Source organism: Geobacillus sp. PLS 41, assembly GCF_056494105.1.
This window is the reverse complement of the sequence record NZ_CM151395.1, coordinates 2379621-2397790: the sequence shown is the minus strand read 5'-3', so window position 1 is coordinate 2397790 and position 18170 is coordinate 2379621. Positions and strand designations below refer to the sequence as shown.

Here is an 18170-nt window from a genome sequence, read left to right as displayed (position 1 = left end):
AGCCGTTCCTAGGCCGACTGCCTCAACATACCGTGCACCCAAGAAGGTCAACCGCTATTTTTTGATAGACCGCATTGGTCCAGCCGAACCCTTTTTGCGAAGGGTAGCGGCCGATGGTGCGGATGCTCATGTCGACCACATTATATTTTTCGTACATGTTGCCAGTTTCCAAATACACTTTGGTGCAAAGCCGAATCCATCGCCGGGCGATCTCTTGCGCTTCAAGGTCATAGCCGTAGTTTTGCAACCCTTTGATGACAATCCAGTGAAGCGGGGCCCAGCCGTTCGGAAAATCCCATTGAAATCCGGTTTGGACATTGGAGGCAGCCAATCCGCCGGGTTGAAGGAACAAAGGTAAATGCCGGACGACTTTCGCTGCTTGCTGTTTAGAGGCCGCCCGAGCCCATAACGGATAAAAAGCAGCCAACGAATAATAGCAGTGCTGCCGCCCGTTGAGGAAATGAAAATCAAAATACATGCCAAACGACTCGTTCCATAAATATTGATTCATCAAGTCTTTTCGCCGCTTAGCCGCCTGCTCCCATTGTTCCGCTTCGCCGTTTAAAGCTAAAAGGCGGGCAAACGCCGCTAAATCGGTTTCGTACTTATAAAGCAAAGCGTTGAGATCCACCGGAATGAAATAGCCGCATTGCCGGTGAAAACGGCCTGTATAGTCCCAACCGGACTCCGCCTCGACCCTTTCATGCCAAAACGCAGGCGGGATATACATTTCGTCAAAATGGAGATACGCCTCCCCCTTTACCCGCAGCATCGACTCAAGCCGATCGTAATATTTATTGAGGCCGATCTGGGGATGATAGTGAGTGGTTTCGTCCATCCAGACTTCTTTGTATTCGATTTTGGCCCATTCGTAAGCGGAGCGGAGCCACTCTTTGTCTCCGCGCCATACCTCCTCGATCATCGACGTCAATAACGGAGGCTGGGAACGGCTTAAGTGGGCCAGTTCGGAACTGTTTGGAATGATTCCAAACGTTTTCAACTCGTAAAAGAAGTTGTTGACGATGTTGCGGGCGAGTTCGTGCAGCCTTGAAATGTTCAGTCCCAATATAATGAAATAGCTGTCCCAGTAAAAGAGCTGCTGGTACACCCCGCCGGGAACGACGTATGGAAACGGAAGGGAAAACAGTTCTCCTTTGGAGTAAGGCGAGCTTGTTTTGACCAATTGTTCCCACCGTTGGTGAATGGAAGAAAACACATGCTCTACGGCTGGATCCGGGCAAATGGCCGTGATGTCCGGAAGCTCAATCGGCAACGGCTGTCCCTCCATGGGAATGGTCTATATGGCTATGTATATGGCCAAAACGACCCGGTCATGCCGCCAATCGAGTGCACGGCGATGGCAGAGGAAGAAAACGGAAGCCGAGCAACAAGGGCCACCGAACAAGGACGCCCTTGTTGCCACTTTTTCAAAACGCGCGGTCAACCGGCGGAAAATCAATATCATCCGCCGTTTGGCGGCTGTCAGCTGGCGTGACTTCCATGACCGGCGGCCGACCGTTTTCAAAACCGCGGGCGATGTCGCGAATCGGGCTCATTTCATCGGGAACGCCAATTCCCGGGGTATAGCGCGGCAGGCTGGAAGTGGCGCCGCGTTCTTCCCAAGGCTCTCTCATGAATCAACACCTCCATATTCTCAGTATGGCCATTGATGGAGGCCGTATAAATGGAAATCAAATCCTTTCCCGCCAATTTCTTTTGTGGAGCCCTGTCATCTGTTGTAGGCATACTATGGATGACAATATGGGCAACAGGAGGGAAGGAACTCAATGCAGTTCGGGAAAGATGCGATCGAAGCGATTTGGCGCCGCCAGTGCGGAGCGTGGGAGCGGAGCGATGCGGCATGTGTCCAGTCATTTTTGGTGGAATGTTTACAACATGACCTTGATCCGCAAGACGGGCTCAATTGGATCATTGAGCACCGCACCCAGCTTTCTGACGCCGATGCAGTGGTGGACGCGGCACTCCGTTGGGTGAATGAACATACGTCCACTGGCTCCCCGGTGTCAGGAATCGGAGCGGAACAACAAGAGTGAGGCGGCGAACAGGAAAGGGCGGAACGAAGGATGGTATGGGTCATCAAAACAAAACACGAAAATGACCAAGGGGAGACGGTGGGGCTGGAGCTTGAGAGCGAAGATGGCTGGCTTGACGCCAACGTCCGCTGGGACGGATGCATGGAAATTCACTTGTACTTGGTGACGGAGGAAGGCCGCGAACTGAGCGATACGCTCCATACGTGCGATTTGCAGGGGCTGATCGAGCGGTTGCAGTCATTGGATTCCGTGTGTCGATCGTTCTTTTTCCAAATTTCAGGACAGGGGAGCTGATGAAGGCCGAACCGCCGGCAGCGCCGCTGACCTCATCGATGAATGAACGAGGAGCCAAAACCGAGGCTCCTCTTTTTTCCTGAACGGCATGGTGTTCATTGAAGGAAGGAGACGCGTTAGGAGGGGAAGCAGGCTCGATTGCCGTTGGCTTCGTCTTTGTTTGGAAGTGCAGGCTTTTCCGATTAGGGGTATAAAAATGTTTAAAATATTCTAAATGTGATGTATAATAAAAGAAACAACATACTAACCGGTTGGTATATCGTCTGTTGAAAACGGATTCAGAAGCGGATCGAAAGGTGGGAAGATCATGAGGCTAAAAGGAAAAGCGGCGATTGTCACCGGCGGCGCGAGCGGCATCGGCCGGGCGACGGCGATTCGCTTTGCGGAAGAAGGCGCCAAAGTGGCGGTGAGCGACATCAATGAGGAAGGAGGGGAAGAAACGGTCCGCCTGATTCGGGAAAAAGGAGCATTCCCGTTAGGAGCTTTTCCGGGGACTTGATCAAAAAAAGCCCTCTTGGTATGATGCAGGGGTGTCAAACACATCACTCACCATACCAAGGAGGACTTCAGATGAATTGTACACAAAACTATAAAATTGATCAAGTCACCGAACAAACGCTTGTCGTGGGCATCGATATCGCGAAACGAACCCACTACGCCTGCTTCGTGGATGACCGGGGGCGTGTGCTTCGCAAATCGTTCCCGATCTTCCAGTCGAAAGAGGGCTTTCGCCAGCTGTATGAAGCGATTCAGGAGGCGATGCAAGCGTTCGGAAAGCCGCAGGTGATCGTCGCGGTGGAGCCGACCGGGCACTACTGGTTGAACCTCGCCTACTTCCTCGAGGAGCACGGGATCCCGTTGGTCATGGTCAACCCGGCGCATGTGTGCCGGTCGAAAGAACTTGATGACAACCTGCCGACGAAACACGACGCCAAAGACGCCCTGGTCATTGCCAGACTGGCAAAAGACGGACGATTCCTCGTTCCCCGGCTGCTGCACGAGATTGAAGCCGATTTGCGCGTGGGGAGCACGCTCAAAGAGAAGCTCCGCAAGGAACAGACGGCGGTGAAAAACGCGATCGTCCGCTGGACCGACCGATATTTTCCGGAGTTTTGGACGGTGTTTCGCGACCTGGGGAAAACGGCGCTTTCGGTGTTGGAGTGGACGCCGCTTCCGGCTGATATGGCCGGCCGGACGGTGGAGGAGCTTCTTGAGGTGTACCGGCAAAGCGAAGGGATGAAATGCCCGCAGAAGGCCAAAATTCAGGCGTTGATCAACACCGCGAAGGACTCGATTGGGGTGACGGAAGGGACAGCGATGGCCCGGTTTGAGATCGCCGCGCTCGTCCGCCGATACCGCCAATTGGAGGCGGAGATCGCTGCACTGGACGCCGAGTTGAAGGCATTGGTTCAAACGACGATGGAGTACCAATGGTTGAAAACGGTCGACGGGTTGGGAGACGCCACGATCATCGATCTTCTGGCGGAGATCGGCAGCTTCGCCCATTATCGGGACCCGCGTCAATTGGTGAAGTTGGCGGGCCTGACGCTCAAGGAGAATTCCTCCGGCCAGCGCAAAGGGCAAAAGCACATCTCCAAACGGGGACGGAAACGGCTGCGATCGGTGCTGTTTCGGGCGATGATTCCGCTGATTCGGCATAACGAGGCGTTTCGCGAGCTGCATGAGTATTATACGACCCGATCCGTCAATCCGCTGACCGGAAAGCAGTCCATCGTCGCCTTGTGCCGGAAGCTGTTGAATGTGCTGTTTGCGATTTGTACGAAGAAACAAGCGTTTGACGCGGAGCGAATGAAACAGGACGTCTTGTCCCAGGTGCAACGGGCGGCCTAAGGCCTCCCCCTGCGAACGGAAGAATCGTTGGACAACAGGATGACACCGGAGAAGCTGGCGTGATTTCATCCATTCGACCTTGAGTCCCCAAAGGAGCTTGGCCGGCCTCCGCCTGATGACGAGACCGAACGAGGGAATGTTGGCGCGAAGACGCCCGGAGACATGGGAGGGTTCGTCCTCATCAGCGACGCGGAGATCCAAAGGGTGCATCGAATACGCTTCTCCCCACGGAAGGAAAATATCCCCAGCCGTGGCCGCGAAGCGCACCCTAGGTCTGTAAGATATCCACAAAACTGAAAAAGGATGTAAGGGATTTTGTCGAAAAATATTTTTTGGACACCCCTGAGGGGCCGAAAAGCCTTGATAAATCAACATTTCTAGAGGGAGGGGAGGCGATTTTTGTCCAAACGGACGTAGCCGATTCCAAGCAAGTGAGCCGCCTTGTCCAAACGGCGGTTGATGCCTTTGGCGGCCTACATATTCTCTTTAACAATGCCGGCATCGGCCATTCGGAAGTGCGGAGCACCGACTTGTCTGAAGAAGAGTGGGACCGGGTCATCAACGTTAATTTGAAAGGAGTGTTCCTTGGCATCAAATACGCGGTGCCCGTGATGAAGCAATGCGGTGGCGGGGCCATTGTCAACACATCGAGCCTGCTTGGAATCAAAGGGAAAAAGTACGAATCGGCCTACAACGCCTCGAAGGCCGGGGTGATTTTGTTGACGAAAAATGCGGCATTGGAATATGGGAAGTTTAACATTCGCGTCAATGCCATTGCACCGGGGGTCATTGATACGAACATCATCACGCCGTGGAAACAAGATGAGCGCAAATGGCCGATCATTTCGAAAGCGAACGCCCTCGGCCGCATCGGGACGCCAGAGGAAGTGGCGAACGCGGTGTTGTTTTTGGCGTCCGATGAAGCGTCGTTTATCACCGGCGCGACATTGTCGGTCGACGGCGGCGGGCTGACGTTTTAGACGTCGGACGGCTGATACGGGGCAACGGATGAAAACAAAGGTCGCACAAACGAGAGGGGAGAGGAAACGATGCGTTTTGCCAATACCGTCGCTGTGATTACTGGAGGGGGAAGCGGCATTGGCCGGGCGACGGCCGTCCGCCTGGCTCAGGAAGGGGCGACTGTCGTGCTTGTCGGCCGCACAGCCGTCAAACTGGAAGAAACGGTGCAAGACATCACGCGTCTTGGGGTGCCAGGGGTGGCCGATCGGTTTGCGGCCGATGTCACGGACCGCGAACAAGTGCGCGCCTTGGCCGCATACGTCCAAAATCGGTACGGCGACTTGCATGTGCTCGTCAACAATGCCGGCATTTCGACCCATACGAAATGGCTCGAGCTCACCGAACAAGAGTGGGATGATGTGCAGCGCGTCAATATGAAAAGCGTCTTTCTTGTCTCGCAAACGCTCGCTCCGCTGATGATCGAAGGGGCAAAACGCGAGCGCGCCAATCGGGCGATTGTGAACGTAGCGTCATTGTCCGGCCATCAGGCCGGGGCGGAAATTCCGCATTACAGCGCGGCGAAAGCAGGGGTCATCAACTTGACCAAATCGCTCGCTTTGGAGCTGGCGCCGTATGGCATCCGCGTCAATTCCGTCTCGCCCGGTTTTGTCGAGACGCCGCTTACCGAGCGCGGACTGCAAAACGAGCGGTTTGTGAAAGCCATCGAGCGCAACACCGCCTTAGGCCGGGTGGGAGCGCCGGAAGAGATCGCCAACGTCATTGCGTTTCTTGCCTCTTCGGAAGCGTCGTACATGACCGGCTCTGATGTGTTGGTCGATGGCGGATGGCTCATCAAATGAAACTGAAAAGTCCAAAATGGAAAAGGAGAGGAAAGGAATATGGAAACCTCGCATTTGCTTGTGGAACAATCCGGTTCTGTATTATGGTTGACGCTGAATCGCCCGGAGCGGCTCAATGCCTTCAGCCCGGAGATGATTGCCGGACTGACGGATGAAATCGAACGGGCCGCGGCGGATGATGCCGTCCGCGTCATCGTCTTATCCGGCGCTGGGCGGGCGTTTTGCGCCGGCGGGGATGTGAAAACGATGGGGCAGTCGAGCGCCCCGCAGGCGTATGAGCATATCGGCCGACTCAACCGGCTCATTTTGGCGATGAAATCATGCGAGAAACCGATCATGGCCGCCGTGCACGGCGTGGCGGCCGGAGCTGGGTTCAATTTGGCGCTGGCTTGCGATGTGATCCTCGCGTCCGAAGACAGTCAATTCATTTTGAGCTTTGCGAAAGTCGGCCTTGTCTCCGACGGTGGCGGGTCGTATTGGCTCCCAAGGCTTGTCGGTCCGCATTTGGCGAAACAGTTTTTCTTCACCGCCGATCCGATTTCAGCCCGTCGCCTGTATGAATTGGGCGTCCTAAGCGAGGTCGTCCCAGCTGAGAAACTGCGCGAGGCGACAGAATCGTTCGCCTCGAAGCTGGCGGGTGGGCCCACGAAAGCCATCGGAAAACAAAAACGGCTGATTGAGCACGCGCTGACCGCGACACTTGAGGAGATTCTCGAAGAAGAGCGTCTCGTTCAAGGGTTGATGGTGGAAACCGAAGACCATCGCGAAGGGGTGACGGCGTTTAAAGAGAAACGGAGCCCGGTGTTCCAAGGAAAATAAGCGAGTGGCAGTGCCGAAAGAGCGTTGCACCCTGTTTCTCCATCAGCGGGAGACGGGGCGTATTTTGTTTTCACTTCGCCTCAAATGAAACAGCCCCCTTTCCAAATGGGGAAAAGGGGTGGTTGGTCGGGGAACGGTGCGATCAAACGTCAAAGCGCCCCTGCTTGATTCCGGATGGGTTCTGCGAGCAACTGATCCACGTCGTCGATCAACTCGTCAACATGGTCATACGGCGCATCCAGCTGCAGCATTTTCCGCAAGATCCTGCGGGCGTTCGAGGATAAGTCAAGTTCTTCTTCCCAGCTTTTTTCCTCGTCACTTATCGGTTCATAGGCAGAATACAATAAAAACAAGGTGAAGTGTCCAAGGGCATAGAAATCGCTTCGTGGATGCGGTTTGCGCCGCAGCCGCTTTTCCAGCGGGTCGTCATCGCGGAAATCCACCGGTTCGCCGATGCGGCAGGCCAAGCCGAAATCGATGATCGCCACCGTTCCATCGCGCCAAATGATGTTCGGGATGCGCAAATCGCGATGGACGATGCCGAAAGCATGGACGTGCCGGACGACCTCAAGCACCTCCTTTAACAATCGAAACGCCTCTTGTTCCGTGTACTTGGCTTCCAGCTTGAAAATCCGGTCTTCCACCGTTTCTCCGTCGATATACTCCATCACGAGATGCGGCTGTCCGCGCTCCACAAACCGATCATACAGCCTCGGAATTTGCGGGTGGCGCAGGCGGGCGAGCACGTCAGCTTCGCGCCGAAGCAAGCGGCGGCCGTCTTCTCCTTTTGTCCGCCGCGCTTGTTTGATGACGACAAGACGGCCTGTCAGGTGATCGCACCCTTTGTAGGCGATGCCGTAGCTTCCCATCCCGAGCTCTTCGATGACTTCATAGCGGCCATGAAGTATAGTTCCGTTCCGATGCGGCCGGTCAAACCAGCGGGCGATGAGCGGATGGCGTTCGAACAAACGTTTCATCAGCTGCCGAAGAAGCTCGAGAAAAAGCTGCCGCTGTGATGTTTCTTTTTGTAATGGTGATGGCCGTACTGGGACGGGTGATGGTGCGAGTGATACGTCGGGTTGTAATAATGGTGGTCGCTGCTGCTGTAATGTTTATGGTAGTGCGACGGATGATGGGGATGGTCGAAAAGTGCTTTTAGCCATTTTTTCAACATCGCGATCGCTCCTTTGCGATAGATTTACCTATATATACGAGGCAATGAGAAGGAAGTTTCAGACTTCAAAGATGAAAAAGAAACCGCCAGGGGCATTAGCCCCTAGCGCGGTGTGGCAACCTCATTCCTTTTTTTCGTTCAACGCCTGCTTGAGCAGCTCCCCTAAACTCGTGCCAAACGATTCGTTGGCCGGGCTGTATTTTTTGAGAAGCGCCCGTTCGCTGCCTTTTGCGGCGATGCGTTTGGTCTCGTCCGCTTTTTCGACAATATTGCACGGGCGGCATTGGAAATACATCCCTGCTTTTCCTTCATGCATTTCCATGCGCCGGTGGCATTGCGGACAGCGGCGGTTCGACAGTTTCGGGTCGCGCCGGCGGCGGTAGCGGCACGCTAAGTTCGAGCAGACAAGCATCCGTCCGTCTTTCGTTTTCCGCTCTTTTAAAAGCGCGCCGCATTCTGGGCATGTGAGATTTGTGAGGTTTGGCGCTTTGTATACCTGCTCGCTCTGCTTGATTTCGGCGACAAGCGTTTCGGTTTGCCGGCGGATGTTGGCCAAAAATTGTTGTGGATTTCCTTTCCCGCGGGCGATCGCCTCCAGCTCCCGCTCCCAGCGGGCGGTCAATTCCGGCGATTTCAGCTCTTCATTGACGAGCTCAATCAGCTGTTTCCCTTTTTTCGTCGGATAAAACCGTCCGTCTTTTCGCTCGACTACTTCGGTTTCAACCAGCCGTTCGATGATGTCCGCTCTTGTCGCCGGCGTGCCGAGCCCGTATTTCTCCATTTGCGCGAGCAAATCAGCTTCCGAATAACGGGCGGGCGGTTCGGTGAACGATTGTTCCCTCTCAAGCTGCACCGATGGGAGCGTCTGACCTTCTGCGAGGTGTGACAACGTCGGTTTGGCATCCGTTTCTTCTTTGCCGAGAACCGCTTTAAATCCGAAGTTCACAACCGCCGTCTCCTTGGCGACAAACATTTCGCCGCCGATGTCAAAGACAGCTGTCGTCGTTTCGGATTCATACGGCGGGAAAAACAGCGCCAAAAAGCGACGGGCGATGAGATCATACAGCTTGCGCTCATCAGTCGACAGCCTGCTAAGGTTGAGCCGCTCATCCGTTGGAACGATGGCGTGATGATCGGTCACTTTGTCATCGTTAAATACCCGCTTGGCTGCTTTGGCTTTGCCTTTGGCAAGGAGCGGAGCGATGACGTCCTCATAACCGGATTTCATCGCCAACAACCGCTCGGTCATCGTCGCTTCCATATCGCTTGGCAAATAACGCGAATCGGTGCGCGGGTACGTGACGAGTTTGTGTTGTTCATACAGCCGCTGCAACACCGAGAGCGTCTTTTTCGCCGAAAAGCCAAACCGCTTGTTTGCGTCCCGCTGCAGTTCGGTCAAGTCATACGGCAGCGGGGCGGGCTCGCTTTTTCGTTTCCGTTTGATCGATGTGACGCGCGCCGGCTGGCCTTTGAGACGAGTCATCAGCCGGTTGGCCTTGTCTTGGTCAAACAGACGATGTCCGCCATGCCGCTCCCATACGGCTGTGATGGACCCGATCTTGGCCCGAATTGTCCAATATGGCACGGGAACGAACGATTGGATCTCGCGTTCGCGCTCGATGATCATCGCAAGCGTCGGCGTCTGCACCCGCCCGGCTGAGAGCGGATCGTTGTATTTGGTCGTCAAGGCGCGCGAGACGTTTAACCCAATCAGCCAGTCGGCTTCCGCGCGGCAGACGGCCGATTGATACAGGCGTTCAAACTGCACCCCGGGCTTGAGTTGGCGGAAGCCGTCGCGGATGGCGCGGTCGGTTTGCGACGAAATCCATAGCCGCCAAATCGGCTTCGTCCAACCGATCATCTCTAAAATCCAGCGCGCCACCAGTTCCCCCTCGCGGCCCGCGTCGGTCGCGATGATGACATCTTTCACATCCGGTCGTTTCGCCAACCGTTCAATGGCGCGAAACTGGTGGCTTGTTTGCCGAATGACTTTCAAGCCCATTTTCTTTGGGATGATCGGCAAGTCCTCCAGCCGCCATGTTTCGTATTTTCGGTCGTAGTCTTCCGGCATCTTCAGCTCCACTAAATGGCCGAGCGCCCAGGTGACAATGTGCTGCTTTCCTTCAAAATAATGTTTATGTGCTTGCTTGCAGCCGAGCACGCGGGCGATGTCGCGGGCGACGCTCGGCTTTTCCGCTAACACGAGCGATTTCATCGATAAACCCCTTTCTGTCGTCTCTACATGAGCACAGTCTGCTTCTTAGTATAAAGGAAGAAGGAAAAAGACGCATCCGCCAAGGTTTGTCTCCTTGGCAGGACAAGACGCCTTGGCGCGGCGCAAAGCCGCATCTCCACACTTTCTGCACATTTGCCAAATAAAATAGTAAAATTGAAATGACACTCGGGCTTGATGGATGAGGAGAGGAATCCGTGCGAAAACTGTCATGGAAACTCGGAATGCTGTTTTTTGCCTTTGTCTTGGCCATTGAAATGGTGCTGTTCGTTTCCCTCTACGCTACGCTCGTCCATGCGCGCATCGAGGAAGAATTCGCGCAGCTGTTGGCGCGGGGAAACAGCCACCGCAACGTCTTGGAGAAAAATAACGATCGAACGACGTTGGCGCATGTCGTGATGATGGAATCAGAGGCGGAAACCGATGTCGCCATCACTGACGCCCGGCGCCGGATTGTATCGGCTTCTAGCGGCATTGTTCCGTTTGCCAAGCGCATCATTCCTTTAACGAACGGTCGCCATATTCCCCGCCGGGGAATGATGGTCGAAACCGACTGGAAGCGGGCATCGCATATCGCCGCCGTCAGCCCGATTCAAATCAGGGGTGAAACAAGAGGATATGTGTATATGTTTCAAGACACCCGCTCGATCCGGACGATGGTGTATAAACTGAAGCATCATTTTATCGTCGTTGGCGTGCTGTCGGTGGCGATCACCGTGTTGACCATCGCCTTTTTCTCCCGCGCCATCACGATGCCGCTCCTTCGCATGAAACAGGCGACCGAGGCGCTCAGCCGGGGGGATTTTTCCGTCCGCCTCGAGATGAAAGGCAACGACGAGCTGGCGCAACTCGGGAGAGCGATTCAAACGCTGGCCAACGATTTGGCGTATTTGAAACAAGAGCGGAGCGAATTTTTAGCGAGCATCTCTCATGAATTGCGCACGCCGCTGACGTATGTGAAAGGATACGCCGACATTGCTAGGCGTCCGCATCTGTCTGAGGAGCAGCGGGCGAACTATATGGCGATCATTTACGAAGAAGCGGAAAAGATTGAAAAGATGGTCAAAGATTTGTTTGAATTAGCCAAACTGGAGCAACACTCGTTCCAGATTGAAAAGCAGCCGACGAATCTTTGTTCGTTTTTGACAAAATTGTGTGAAAAACTGCGCCCCGCGTTTCAGGAAAAATCGCTGTCGCTTGTGTGCCAGTGCCCCGGTTCGGTCATGGCCGCGATCGATCGGCAGCGGTTCGAGCAAGTGATGATCAACGTGCTTGACAATGCACGAAAGTACGCGTTTTCCGGCACGACGGTGGCCGTCGCCGTTCACCTTCAAAAGCAAGGAATCGTCATTGCCGTGTCCGATGAAGGAACCGGCATTCCGCCGGAAGATGTGCCCCGGATTTTCGAGCGGTTTTACCGGGTTGACAAATCGCGGTCGCGGACAAGCGGCGGGACCGGACTCGGTTTGGCGATTGCCAAAGAAATCGTCGAGGCGCACGGGGGGACGATCGCTGCTCGAAGCGAACAAGGAAAAGGAACGACCATCCTCATTACGCTGCCGGAGGGATAACGATGTATACCTTGCTGTTGGTTGATGATGAAGAGCGGATGCTCGATTTATTGGAATTGTATTTAGCGCCGAACGGCTACCGCTGCGTGAAACGGCGTTCGGGGGCGGAAGCCATTGACTATTTGCGGCGCCATCATGCCGATTTGGTGCTGCTTGATGTCATGATGCCAGAACTCGACGGATGGGAAACGTGCCGCCGCATCCGATCGTTTTCGAATGTGCCGATCATGATGGTCACCGCTCGCGATGAGACGGCGGATATTGTCCAAGGATTGAAAATCGGAGCGGACGATTATGTGACGAAACCGTTTGACGAGGCGGAACTGCTTGCTCGCATTGAAGCGGTGCTGCGCCGTACAGCCGGCGGTCGTTCCGCCATTCGCGCGGCCGGGCTTGTATGGGACGAAGAGGAACATACGGTCCGCTACGAAGATAAGCCGATTGCGTTGACGCCGAAAGAATTTGCCATTTTGGGACTGCTGTTAAAGCACCCGAATCAGGTGTTCAGCCGAGGGCAAATCATCGCATCGCTATGGGGCTATCTCGCTGATACGGAAGAGAGGACCGTTGACTCCCACATGAAAAACATCCGCGAAAAATTGCGGAAAGCGGGGTTCCCAGCGGACGAATATTTGCAGACGGTCTGGGGCGTCGGCTACAAATGGGAAGGGCGCAAGTCATAACCATTTTCGGAAAGAGAGGCGTTTGGGTCAAATGGAAGAACGGATGATTGAGTTCCTTCAAGCATACGGCGGAGCGGCGTACTTCTTGAGTCTAGCCTGCAATGTGGTGATCAGCGTGCTCGGAGTCGTCCCAAGCGCCTTTTTAACTGCCGCCAATTTGACCGTTTTCGGATTTTGGCCCGGCTTTTGGGTGTCGTTTGCCGGCGAGGCGATCGGAGCGGTCGTCTCGTTTGTCTTGTATCGAAAAGGACTTCGCCGATGGAGCGAGACGACATGGCTTTCCCATCCCAAGGTGAAGCCGTTGCTTCATGCAAGTGGCAAGGAGGCGTTTGGGCTTATTTTCGCGCTTCGACTGTTGCCGTTTGTGCCATCAGGGGTGGTAACGTTTGTCGCCGCCATCGGCCGCACGTCCTTCCTCGTCTTTGCGGCCGCCAGTTCGCTCGGCAAGCTCCCAGCTTTATGGATGGAAGCGTATGCCGTCCATCAATTCCTCGAGGCCGCCTGGGCGGGCAAACTGATGCTCGCTGTTGCATCGATCGTTCTTTTGTGGTTCGTCTGGCGAAAGATAGGGCAAAAAGCAGCGGGGTGAAACAGCCCCCGCCCAAAAGGACAGTCAGCCTAGGCGCCATACGGCCTTTAGCGGCAAATCCAAGGCCATCTCCACAAAATCTGCACAAATGTCCGGTATGCTAACAAGGCAAGGAGGGTGAAAACGATGAAAAAATTAAAAATGTTGCTAGGCACAACTTCGGTCATGGCAGCGCTCTTGCTATCCGCCTGCACCGGTGCAGACGACAACAAAGCGCCAAAGGAAAATACGGCTTCTCACACCGGTCATGAGGGAATGAACCACTCGGGTTCAGGAGAGGTGCCGGCTGGATTGAAGGAAGCGAAACAACCAAAGTATCCGATTGGAAGCCAAGTCATCATCCATGCCGACCATATGCCGGGAATGGATGGAGCCAAGGCGACTGTCACCGGTGCCTTTGACACGATCGTCTATACGGTCACATACACCCCAACTACAGGCGGGGACCCAGTGAAAAACCATAAATGGGTCATTCACGAAGAAATCGAAAACGCCGGAGACAAACCGTTCCAGCCGGGCGATGAAGTCGTCTTGAATGCCGATCACATGGAAGGGATGAAAGGGGCCAAAGCAGTCATTGATTCGGCGAAACAAACGACGGTGTATATGGTCGATTACATCGATACGGAAACTGGCCAAAAAGTGACCAACCACAAATGGGTGACCGAAGACGAGCTGTCGCCGGCCAACTAACGAATCATCATCGGTGTTTCCGCAAAACGCGCAGCCATTTCCCTTGGAGCATAGGGGAATGGCTTGTTTTTTTCGGCTCATTTGTGAAAATTGTGGTATAATTATACGAAAATCCCCTATTTTTTCAAAAAATAGACAATATAGGCGGCTTCGCCTGAGTCTTACGGAGCGATCGGGAAAACGGGAGAAAGAAAGGGAGAAACGATGCGGAGATTTTGGTTGGGAGTTATGTGGTTTTCAGTGGTTTGGTTGCTTTACGGCATCGGAGCGGCAGGGCATCACTTATGGACGGAACACCAGATGGACGGACAGGCGCTGATTCTCGCGCTCGGCATGGCGACCATGGCCTGGCGGGCATGGGACGAATATCGTGGGAACGGTTGGACACGAAAAAAGGAAGACGGGCGCCGTCTATGATGAAAGGACGCCCGTCTCTAGCTGTCGCCCGAGCGAAAAGAGGCGGTTTGGTTACGCCGTTCGCCCGGGCGCTTTTGTTGCTTGATGCTGCTTTTCTTTGACAGTGGAATAGATGAATAAGAGAACCAAGACGGCCACGCAGAGAAGCGAACCGATTCGATGCTCTCTTTGAAGCAAAAAGCCAAGCCAAATCGCCCCGAGCGCCCCGACCGCCGCCATCGTTGTGTACGGAAACCCTTTCGTTCGGAAAAACGGCTTCGTTTTGTAGTGCGGCCGCAGCTTCAGCTGAGCGGCGCCGATCATCATCCAAACGATGAGCACGGTAAACCCAGGAATCGTCATCAATTCCCCGATGATCCGCCCGGGCGCCAAGTAGGCGCCGATCACGCCAGCGGCGATGCAGATGGCGACCATGCCCATCCCGTACAGCGGAACCCCGTGTTTCGTCGTCCGCTGCAAGCGGCGGCTTGCTTCTCCTTGTTCAGCCATGGTGTACAGCAACCGAGAAGTCGCATAGACGCCTGTATTGGCCGCCGATAAGACGGCAATGAGCAACACCGCGTTCATGACATGGGCCGCGCCGGGCAACCCGATCGCTTCCAACACTTGGACAAAGGGGCTGTTCGTTTCCGAAACGGTGTTCCATGGCATAATGCCGCAAATGATGGCCATTGGCAAAAGATAAAAGCCGACAACCCGCCAGATTGTGGTGCGAATGACGCGCGGCAGCACCTGCTCGGCGTCTTTCATCTCCGTCACCGCCACCCCGATCAGCTCCGCTCCGCCATAGGAAAACATCACGATAAGCAAGGCGCTGAGCGTTCCGGCAAACCCGTGCGGAAACCATCCGCCGTCGCCGGCAGACGGAAACGAGCCGCTTATGCCGCTTGGGATCACGCCAGCCCATACGCCCGCCCCGAGCACGATAAACACCACTAGCGCCGCCACTTTCAGGCCAGCCAGCCAAAATTCCGCTTCCCCGTAATACTTCACAGGGAAAAGATTCAACCCCATGATCAGACACGCGCACAGGAGGGCAAGCAGCCATAACGGCGCAGACGGAACCCAATAGTTCAGAAAGCTGCCGGCAGCCAGCAGTTCGACAACAGTGACCAACGTCCAATTGATCCAATACAGCCAGCCGACGATCCATGACAGGCGAAAGCCAAACGCCCGGCGGATCAAATGTTGAACGTTCGAACCCGGATACGCGATCGCCATCTCGGCCAGTGCAGCCATAATCCAAAACAACAGCACGCCGCCGATCAAGTACGTGAGCACGACGCTTGGTCCGGCGATATGAATGGCCTCGGCGCTTCCTTTAAAAATGCCGGTGCCGATCATGCCGCCGAGCGCCATCAACTGCACATGGCGGGGCAGCAGCCCTTTTTGCAATGAGGGGCGGGAATGTTCCATACAGCAACAACCTTTCTCACACGAAGTTCATTTCATGATGTGCTTTTTTGCTTTTATGCTTTTATGCAATTAAGCAAAAAAGATAGTTTTAGAATATAATCGTTTTGTTTTTCTGTCAATGTTTCGCAAAAAACATGTCGTTAATGTGGAAATGTTTTGTTATACTGGAAACAGATTTTGAACTCGCCAAAAGGAGATTGGTAGGATGCTTCGCAACAGCGGTAAACCGATTTCGGAAAAAGCCATCACCGTGTGGCGTTGGACCGGAGCGTTGGGGACATTGGTTTCTGGCGCCGTCATTGGCGGAATGGCGTGGGTGCTGGCGCGCTTTCATGTCCCGAAATGGTGTTTGGGGATGTTAGCCGGCATCTGGTTGATTGAAGTGGTTCTATGGGTGGGATGGGTGCCTGTGCTTCGCCAGCGCCGTTGGCGTTACGCTATTCGCGAAGAAGAAATCGACATTCAGCGCGGGGTCTGGTCCACGAAGCGAACGCTCATTCCGATGACCCGCGTTCAGTATGTCGATGTGCGGCAAGGCCCGCTCCTTAAGCGGTATGGATTGGCTTCCATCGCGGTGTTCACGGCGGCGGCCGCTCATGAAATTCCCGCTCTTCCGATGGAAGAAGCAGAACGGCTTTGCTGCTTGATTGCGGAGTGGGCGAAGGTGGCGGATGACAATGACGCGTAAAGCAAGACGCCGCCTCCATCCGATTGCCATTATGGCCGGGCTAGGAAAAGAATTAAAAAATATGGTCGTTCCTCTTCTAGTCATCATGGCAGCCGGCAGTCGCCATGGGTTTTCATGGACCGATATTCTTGTGCCGTTGGCCGCCCTCATTTACACGCTGGTCATGGGCGTTCTTTCTTGGCTTCGTTTTACATATGAGTGGGATGACACTTGCTTGGTCGTTGAAGAAGGGGTGTTTGTTCGCAAAAAACGTTCCATTCCGTTGGAGCGCATTCATGGGATTTCGGTGACAGAGGGAATCTGGCAGCGGATGGCGGGGGTCGTCCAAGTGCATATTGAGACGGCGGGCGATGCCCTCGGTGAAGCAGAAGTGACGCTTCGGGCCATATCAAGGGAAGAAGCCCGCCGCCTGCAACGATGCGTGGAACAGGCGAAACACAAGGCGGAAAACGCTTCCCATCCGGAGCCACTCGCGAACCGCCCACATCCTGTTCTGTTTACCTTATCGATGAAAGAAGTATGGGTCGCTTCGTTGACAAGCGGTGGGGCGCTTGGCGTGGTCGCCGCTTTATGTGCGTTTTTGTCGCAATTTAGCGACTTCATTCCGTATGAGGCGCTTGTCCGTGATATTCAGTCGACATGGAACGGACATGGACGATGGTATATTGCTCTATTGATCTTGTCGATTCTCTTGGCCGCCTATGGAGTGGCCATCGTGCAAAATATGATCCGGTACGCTTCGTTTGTCGTGCGGAAACAAGAAGACACGATTGTGATTGCTCGCGGATGGTTGGAACGAAAAGCGGTGTCCGTCCCAGTTGCCCGCGTCCAAGGCATCGTGATTCATGAGAATTGGCTGCGCCGTTTTTTCGGATACGCCTCTGTATCCATTATTCATGCCGGCGGAGCGCTCGATGGCGGACCGTCAGGGGAAGTCGTTCTTTGCCCGCTGGTCAAAAAGCATCGCATCGTCCCCATTGTTCAGGCTTGTTTGCCCGAGTATCGCCTCGATGTGCCATTTTGTCCGCTTCCTCAGCGTGCAAAAAGTCGATATATGCTTCGCCCGCTTTATTGGTTGACGATTCCGGTTGGAGTTGCCGCGTATATGGAGCGTCCATGGGGAGCAGGGCTTTTGTTTGTGTTGCCGCTTGCTCTGTGGATCGGGGCGCGGCGCTATCAAGCGGCCGGCTGGGCGCTTTCCTCGAAGCAGCTGTCGCTCCGCAACGGCTGGTTTCGGCGAACGACCGCGCATTTGTTAAAGCGTCACGTCCAATCGTTGGAAATCGCAACGACATGGTGGCAAAGAAAAAAACAGTTGGCGACAATCTCGGCTTCCGTCATGCCGGTCGGCACCCGCTCCCGTGTCGTGGATGTGGATGAAGAAGATGCCGCTTCGATCTATCGCTGGCTGCAAGGGGAAAAGGGGGACCAAACATGATGAAGGCCTTTCTTCACGGGCTTATCCTTGCGTTTGGACTCATTTTGCCATTGGGGATGCAAAACGTGTTCATTTTGACCCAAGGAGCAGTCCAGCGGCGTTGGCGGCATGCCTTGCCGGCGGTGCTGACGGCGTCGTTGTGTGATACGTTGTTGATTTTCCTCGCCATTTTGGGCGTCTCGCTCGTTTGGCTTGGTTCCGCTTGGCTGAGAACAGCCGTGATGGGGGCTGGCATTCTTTTTTGGCTGTATATGGGCTGGAGTACATGGAAGAGCGAGCCTGCAACAGGCGAAAGCGAAGCGGCGGAACGGTTTCCGCCCCGCAAACAAATCGCTTTTGCCGCCTTGAAAGCGACCTGAGTTGTTCCTAACGAACAAATGATCTGCTAAAATAGGAAACAACGAAAGAAAAGAAGGGAAGAAAGATGCAA

19 protein-coding genes and 2 pseudogenes are annotated in these 18170 nt (G+C 54.5%); 15 read left to right on the top strand and 6 right to left on the bottom strand.

Features of this window, described 5'->3' with window-relative positions; translation table 11 throughout:
• Positions 1-22 precede the first annotated feature (22 nt).
• Complete coding sequence (locus tag ACVX3G_RS11995; protein WP_014195782.1) at positions 23-1273, bottom strand: trehalase family glycosidase; 1251 nt, start codon at positions 1271-1273, stop codon at positions 23-25.
• A gap of 154 nt (positions 1274-1427) precedes the next feature.
• Positions 1428-1634: a hypothetical protein gene (locus ACVX3G_RS11990; RefSeq protein WP_011231175.1), complete on the bottom strand. Its 207-nt coding sequence runs from the start codon at positions 1632-1634 to the stop codon at positions 1428-1430.
• 153 nt (positions 1635-1787) lie between these two features.
• Here ACVX3G_RS11990 and ACVX3G_RS11985 point away from each other — a divergent pair, with 153 nt between their 5' ends.
• The 7 genes and pseudogenes from ACVX3G_RS11985 (at position 1788) to ACVX3G_RS11955 (ending at position 6838) form a co-directional block, all read left to right on the top strand.
• Positions 1788-2054, top strand: coding sequence for a hypothetical protein (locus tag ACVX3G_RS11985; protein WP_011231176.1), 267 nt, complete (start codon positions 1788-1790; stop codon positions 2052-2054).
• A gap of 30 nt (positions 2055-2084) precedes the next feature.
• Positions 2085-2348, top strand: a complete 264-nt coding sequence (locus ACVX3G_RS11980; protein WP_011231177.1) for a hypothetical protein — start codon at positions 2085-2087, stop codon at positions 2346-2348.
• A gap of 307 nt (positions 2349-2655) precedes the next feature.
• A pseudogene (locus ACVX3G_RS11975) lies at positions 2656-2814 on the top strand (SDR family NAD(P)-dependent oxidoreductase); the annotation flags it as partial.
• 104 nt (positions 2815-2918) lie between these two features.
• Positions 2919-4199, top strand: coding sequence for an IS110 family RNA-guided transposase (locus tag ACVX3G_RS11970; protein ID WP_012749415.1), 1281 nt, complete (start codon positions 2919-2921; stop codon positions 4197-4199).
• 380 nt (positions 4200-4579) lie between these two features.
• Positions 4580-5179: pseudogene (locus ACVX3G_RS11965) on the top strand (SDR family NAD(P)-dependent oxidoreductase); the annotation flags it as partial.
• 69 nt (positions 5180-5248) lie between these two features.
• Positions 5249-6019 (top strand): SDR family NAD(P)-dependent oxidoreductase, encoded by a 771-nt coding sequence (locus tag ACVX3G_RS11960; protein WP_014195784.1) that lies wholly within the window; start codon positions 5249-5251, stop codon positions 6017-6019.
• A gap of 39 nt (positions 6020-6058) precedes the next feature.
• Positions 6059-6838, top strand: coding sequence for an enoyl-CoA hydratase/isomerase family protein (locus ACVX3G_RS11955; RefSeq protein ID WP_014195785.1), 780 nt, complete (start codon positions 6059-6061; stop codon positions 6836-6838).
• A 149-nt stretch (positions 6839-6987) separates the two neighbouring features.
• On the opposite strand, the gene ACVX3G_RS11950 is transcribed toward ACVX3G_RS11955, so the two are convergent.
• The 3 genes from ACVX3G_RS11950 to ACVX3G_RS11940 form a co-directional block, all read right to left on the bottom strand.
• Positions 6988-7815: a serine/threonine protein kinase gene (locus ACVX3G_RS11950; protein ID WP_014195786.1), complete on the bottom strand. Its 828-nt coding sequence runs from the start codon at positions 7813-7815 to the stop codon at positions 6988-6990.
• The gene (locus tag ACVX3G_RS11945) at positions 7815-8012 is read right to left on the bottom strand and encodes a hypothetical protein (protein WP_014195787.1); all 198 of its coding nucleotides are present in this window, start codon (positions 8010-8012) and stop codon (positions 7815-7817) included. The genes ACVX3G_RS11950 and ACVX3G_RS11945 overlap by 1 nt, the downstream gene beginning before the upstream one ends.
• A 121-nt stretch (positions 8013-8133) precedes the next feature.
• Positions 8134-10227, bottom strand: a complete 2094-nt coding sequence (locus tag ACVX3G_RS11940; protein WP_025039084.1) for a DNA topoisomerase III — start codon at positions 10225-10227, stop codon at positions 8134-8136.
• A 215-nt stretch (positions 10228-10442) separates the two neighbouring features.
• Here ACVX3G_RS11940 and ACVX3G_RS11935 point away from each other — a divergent pair, with 215 nt between their 5' ends.
• The 5 genes from ACVX3G_RS11935 (at position 10443) to ACVX3G_RS11915 (ending at position 14198) form a co-directional block, all read left to right on the top strand.
• Positions 10443-11816, top strand: coding sequence for a sensor histidine kinase (locus tag ACVX3G_RS11935; RefSeq protein ID WP_013523746.1), 1374 nt, complete (start codon positions 10443-10445; stop codon positions 11814-11816).
• Between the two features lie 2 nt (positions 11817-11818).
• Entirely contained in the window at positions 11819-12499 is a 681-nt protein-coding gene (locus ACVX3G_RS11930) for a response regulator transcription factor (RefSeq protein WP_011231185.1), read from the top strand.
• Between the two features lie 31 nt (positions 12500-12530).
• A complete protein-coding gene (locus ACVX3G_RS11925; RefSeq protein WP_025039083.1) occupies positions 12531-13088 on the top strand; it encodes a TVP38/TMEM64 family protein in 558 nt (185 codons plus the stop codon).
• 126 nt (positions 13089-13214) lie between these two features.
• The gene (locus ACVX3G_RS11920; protein ID WP_025039082.1) at positions 13215-13781 is read left to right on the top strand and encodes a YdhK family protein; all 567 of its coding nucleotides are present in this window, start codon (positions 13215-13217) and stop codon (positions 13779-13781) included.
• 240 nt (positions 13782-14021) lie between these two features.
• A complete protein-coding gene (locus tag ACVX3G_RS11915) occupies positions 14022-14198 on the top strand; it encodes a hypothetical protein (RefSeq protein ID WP_223812631.1) in 177 nt (58 codons plus the stop codon).
• A gap of 51 nt (positions 14199-14249) precedes the next feature.
• On the opposite strand, the gene ACVX3G_RS11910 is transcribed toward ACVX3G_RS11915, so the two are convergent.
• Positions 14250-15614: an amino acid permease gene (locus ACVX3G_RS11910; protein WP_020279720.1), complete on the bottom strand. Its 1365-nt coding sequence runs from the start codon at positions 15612-15614 to the stop codon at positions 14250-14252.
• 205 nt (positions 15615-15819) lie between these two features.
• On the opposite strand from ACVX3G_RS11910, the gene ACVX3G_RS11905 reads away from it, so the two are divergent.
• From ACVX3G_RS11905 to ACVX3G_RS11895, 3 genes are read left to right on the top strand one after another with little or no spacing between them, the layout of a single operon-like run.
• The gene (locus ACVX3G_RS11905) at positions 15820-16302 is read left to right on the top strand and encodes a PH domain-containing protein (protein WP_014195793.1); all 483 of its coding nucleotides are present in this window, start codon (positions 15820-15822) and stop codon (positions 16300-16302) included.
• Positions 16292-17740 carry a PH domain-containing protein gene (locus ACVX3G_RS11900; RefSeq protein ID WP_014195794.1) on the top strand — a complete coding sequence of 483 codons (1449 nt, stop codon included), beginning with the start codon at positions 16292-16294 and terminating at the stop codon, positions 17738-17740. The genes ACVX3G_RS11905 and ACVX3G_RS11900 overlap by 11 nt, the downstream gene beginning before the upstream one ends.
• Positions 17737-18099, top strand: coding sequence for a LysE/ArgO family amino acid transporter (locus tag ACVX3G_RS11895; RefSeq protein ID WP_014195795.1), 363 nt, complete (start codon positions 17737-17739; stop codon positions 18097-18099). Before ACVX3G_RS11900 ends, ACVX3G_RS11895 begins: the two co-directional genes overlap by 4 nt.
• Positions 18100-18170: the final 71 nt, after the last annotated feature.

What these genes read in the sequence shown, in the direction of transcription:
- ACVX3G_RS11990 (WP_011231175.1), bottom strand. Translation starts at nt 1,634, where the DNA reads ATGAGAGAGCCTTGGGAAGAACGCGGCGCCACTTCCAGCCTGCCGCGC.
- ACVX3G_RS11985 (WP_011231176.1), top strand. Translation starts at nt 1,788, where the DNA reads ATGCAGTTCGGGAAAGATGCGATCGAAGCGATTTGGCGCCGCCAGTGC.
- ACVX3G_RS11980 (WP_011231177.1), top strand. Translation starts at nt 2,085, where the DNA reads ATGGTATGGGTCATCAAAACAAAACACGAAAATGACCAAGGGGAGACG.
- ACVX3G_RS11970 (WP_012749415.1), top strand. Translation starts at nt 2,919, where the DNA reads ATGAATTGTACACAAAACTATAAAATTGATCAAGTCACCGAACAAACG.
- ACVX3G_RS11960 (WP_014195784.1), top strand. Translation starts at nt 5,249, where the DNA reads ATGCGTTTTGCCAATACCGTCGCTGTGATTACTGGAGGGGGAAGCGGC.
- ACVX3G_RS11955 (WP_014195785.1), top strand. Translation starts at nt 6,059, where the DNA reads ATGGAAACCTCGCATTTGCTTGTGGAACAATCCGGTTCTGTATTATGG.
- ACVX3G_RS11950 (WP_014195786.1), bottom strand. Translation starts at nt 7,815, where the DNA reads ATGAAACGTTTGTTCGAACGCCATCCGCTCATCGCCCGCTGGTTTGAC.
- ACVX3G_RS11945 (WP_014195787.1), bottom strand. Translation starts at nt 8,012, where the DNA reads ATGTTGAAAAAATGGCTAAAAGCACTTTTCGACCATCCCCATCATCCG.
- ACVX3G_RS11940 (WP_025039084.1), bottom strand. Translation starts at nt 10,227, where the DNA reads ATGAAATCGCTCGTGTTAGCGGAAAAGCCGAGCGTCGCCCGCGACATC.
- ACVX3G_RS11930 (WP_011231185.1), top strand. Translation starts at nt 11,819, where the DNA reads ATGTATACCTTGCTGTTGGTTGATGATGAAGAGCGGATGCTCGATTTA.
- ACVX3G_RS11925 (WP_025039083.1), top strand. Translation starts at nt 12,531, where the DNA reads ATGGAAGAACGGATGATTGAGTTCCTTCAAGCATACGGCGGAGCGGCG.
- ACVX3G_RS11920 (WP_025039082.1), top strand. Translation starts at nt 13,215, where the DNA reads ATGAAAAAATTAAAAATGTTGCTAGGCACAACTTCGGTCATGGCAGCG.
- ACVX3G_RS11910 (WP_020279720.1), bottom strand. Translation starts at nt 15,614, where the DNA reads ATGGAACATTCCCGCCCCTCATTGCAAAAAGGGCTGCTGCCCCGCCAT.
- ACVX3G_RS11905 (WP_014195793.1), top strand. Translation starts at nt 15,820, where the DNA reads ATGCTTCGCAACAGCGGTAAACCGATTTCGGAAAAAGCCATCACCGTG.
- ACVX3G_RS11900 (WP_014195794.1), top strand. Translation starts at nt 16,292, where the DNA reads ATGACGCGTAAAGCAAGACGCCGCCTCCATCCGATTGCCATTATGGCC.
- ACVX3G_RS11895 (WP_014195795.1), top strand. Translation starts at nt 17,737, where the DNA reads ATGATGAAGGCCTTTCTTCACGGGCTTATCCTTGCGTTTGGACTCATT.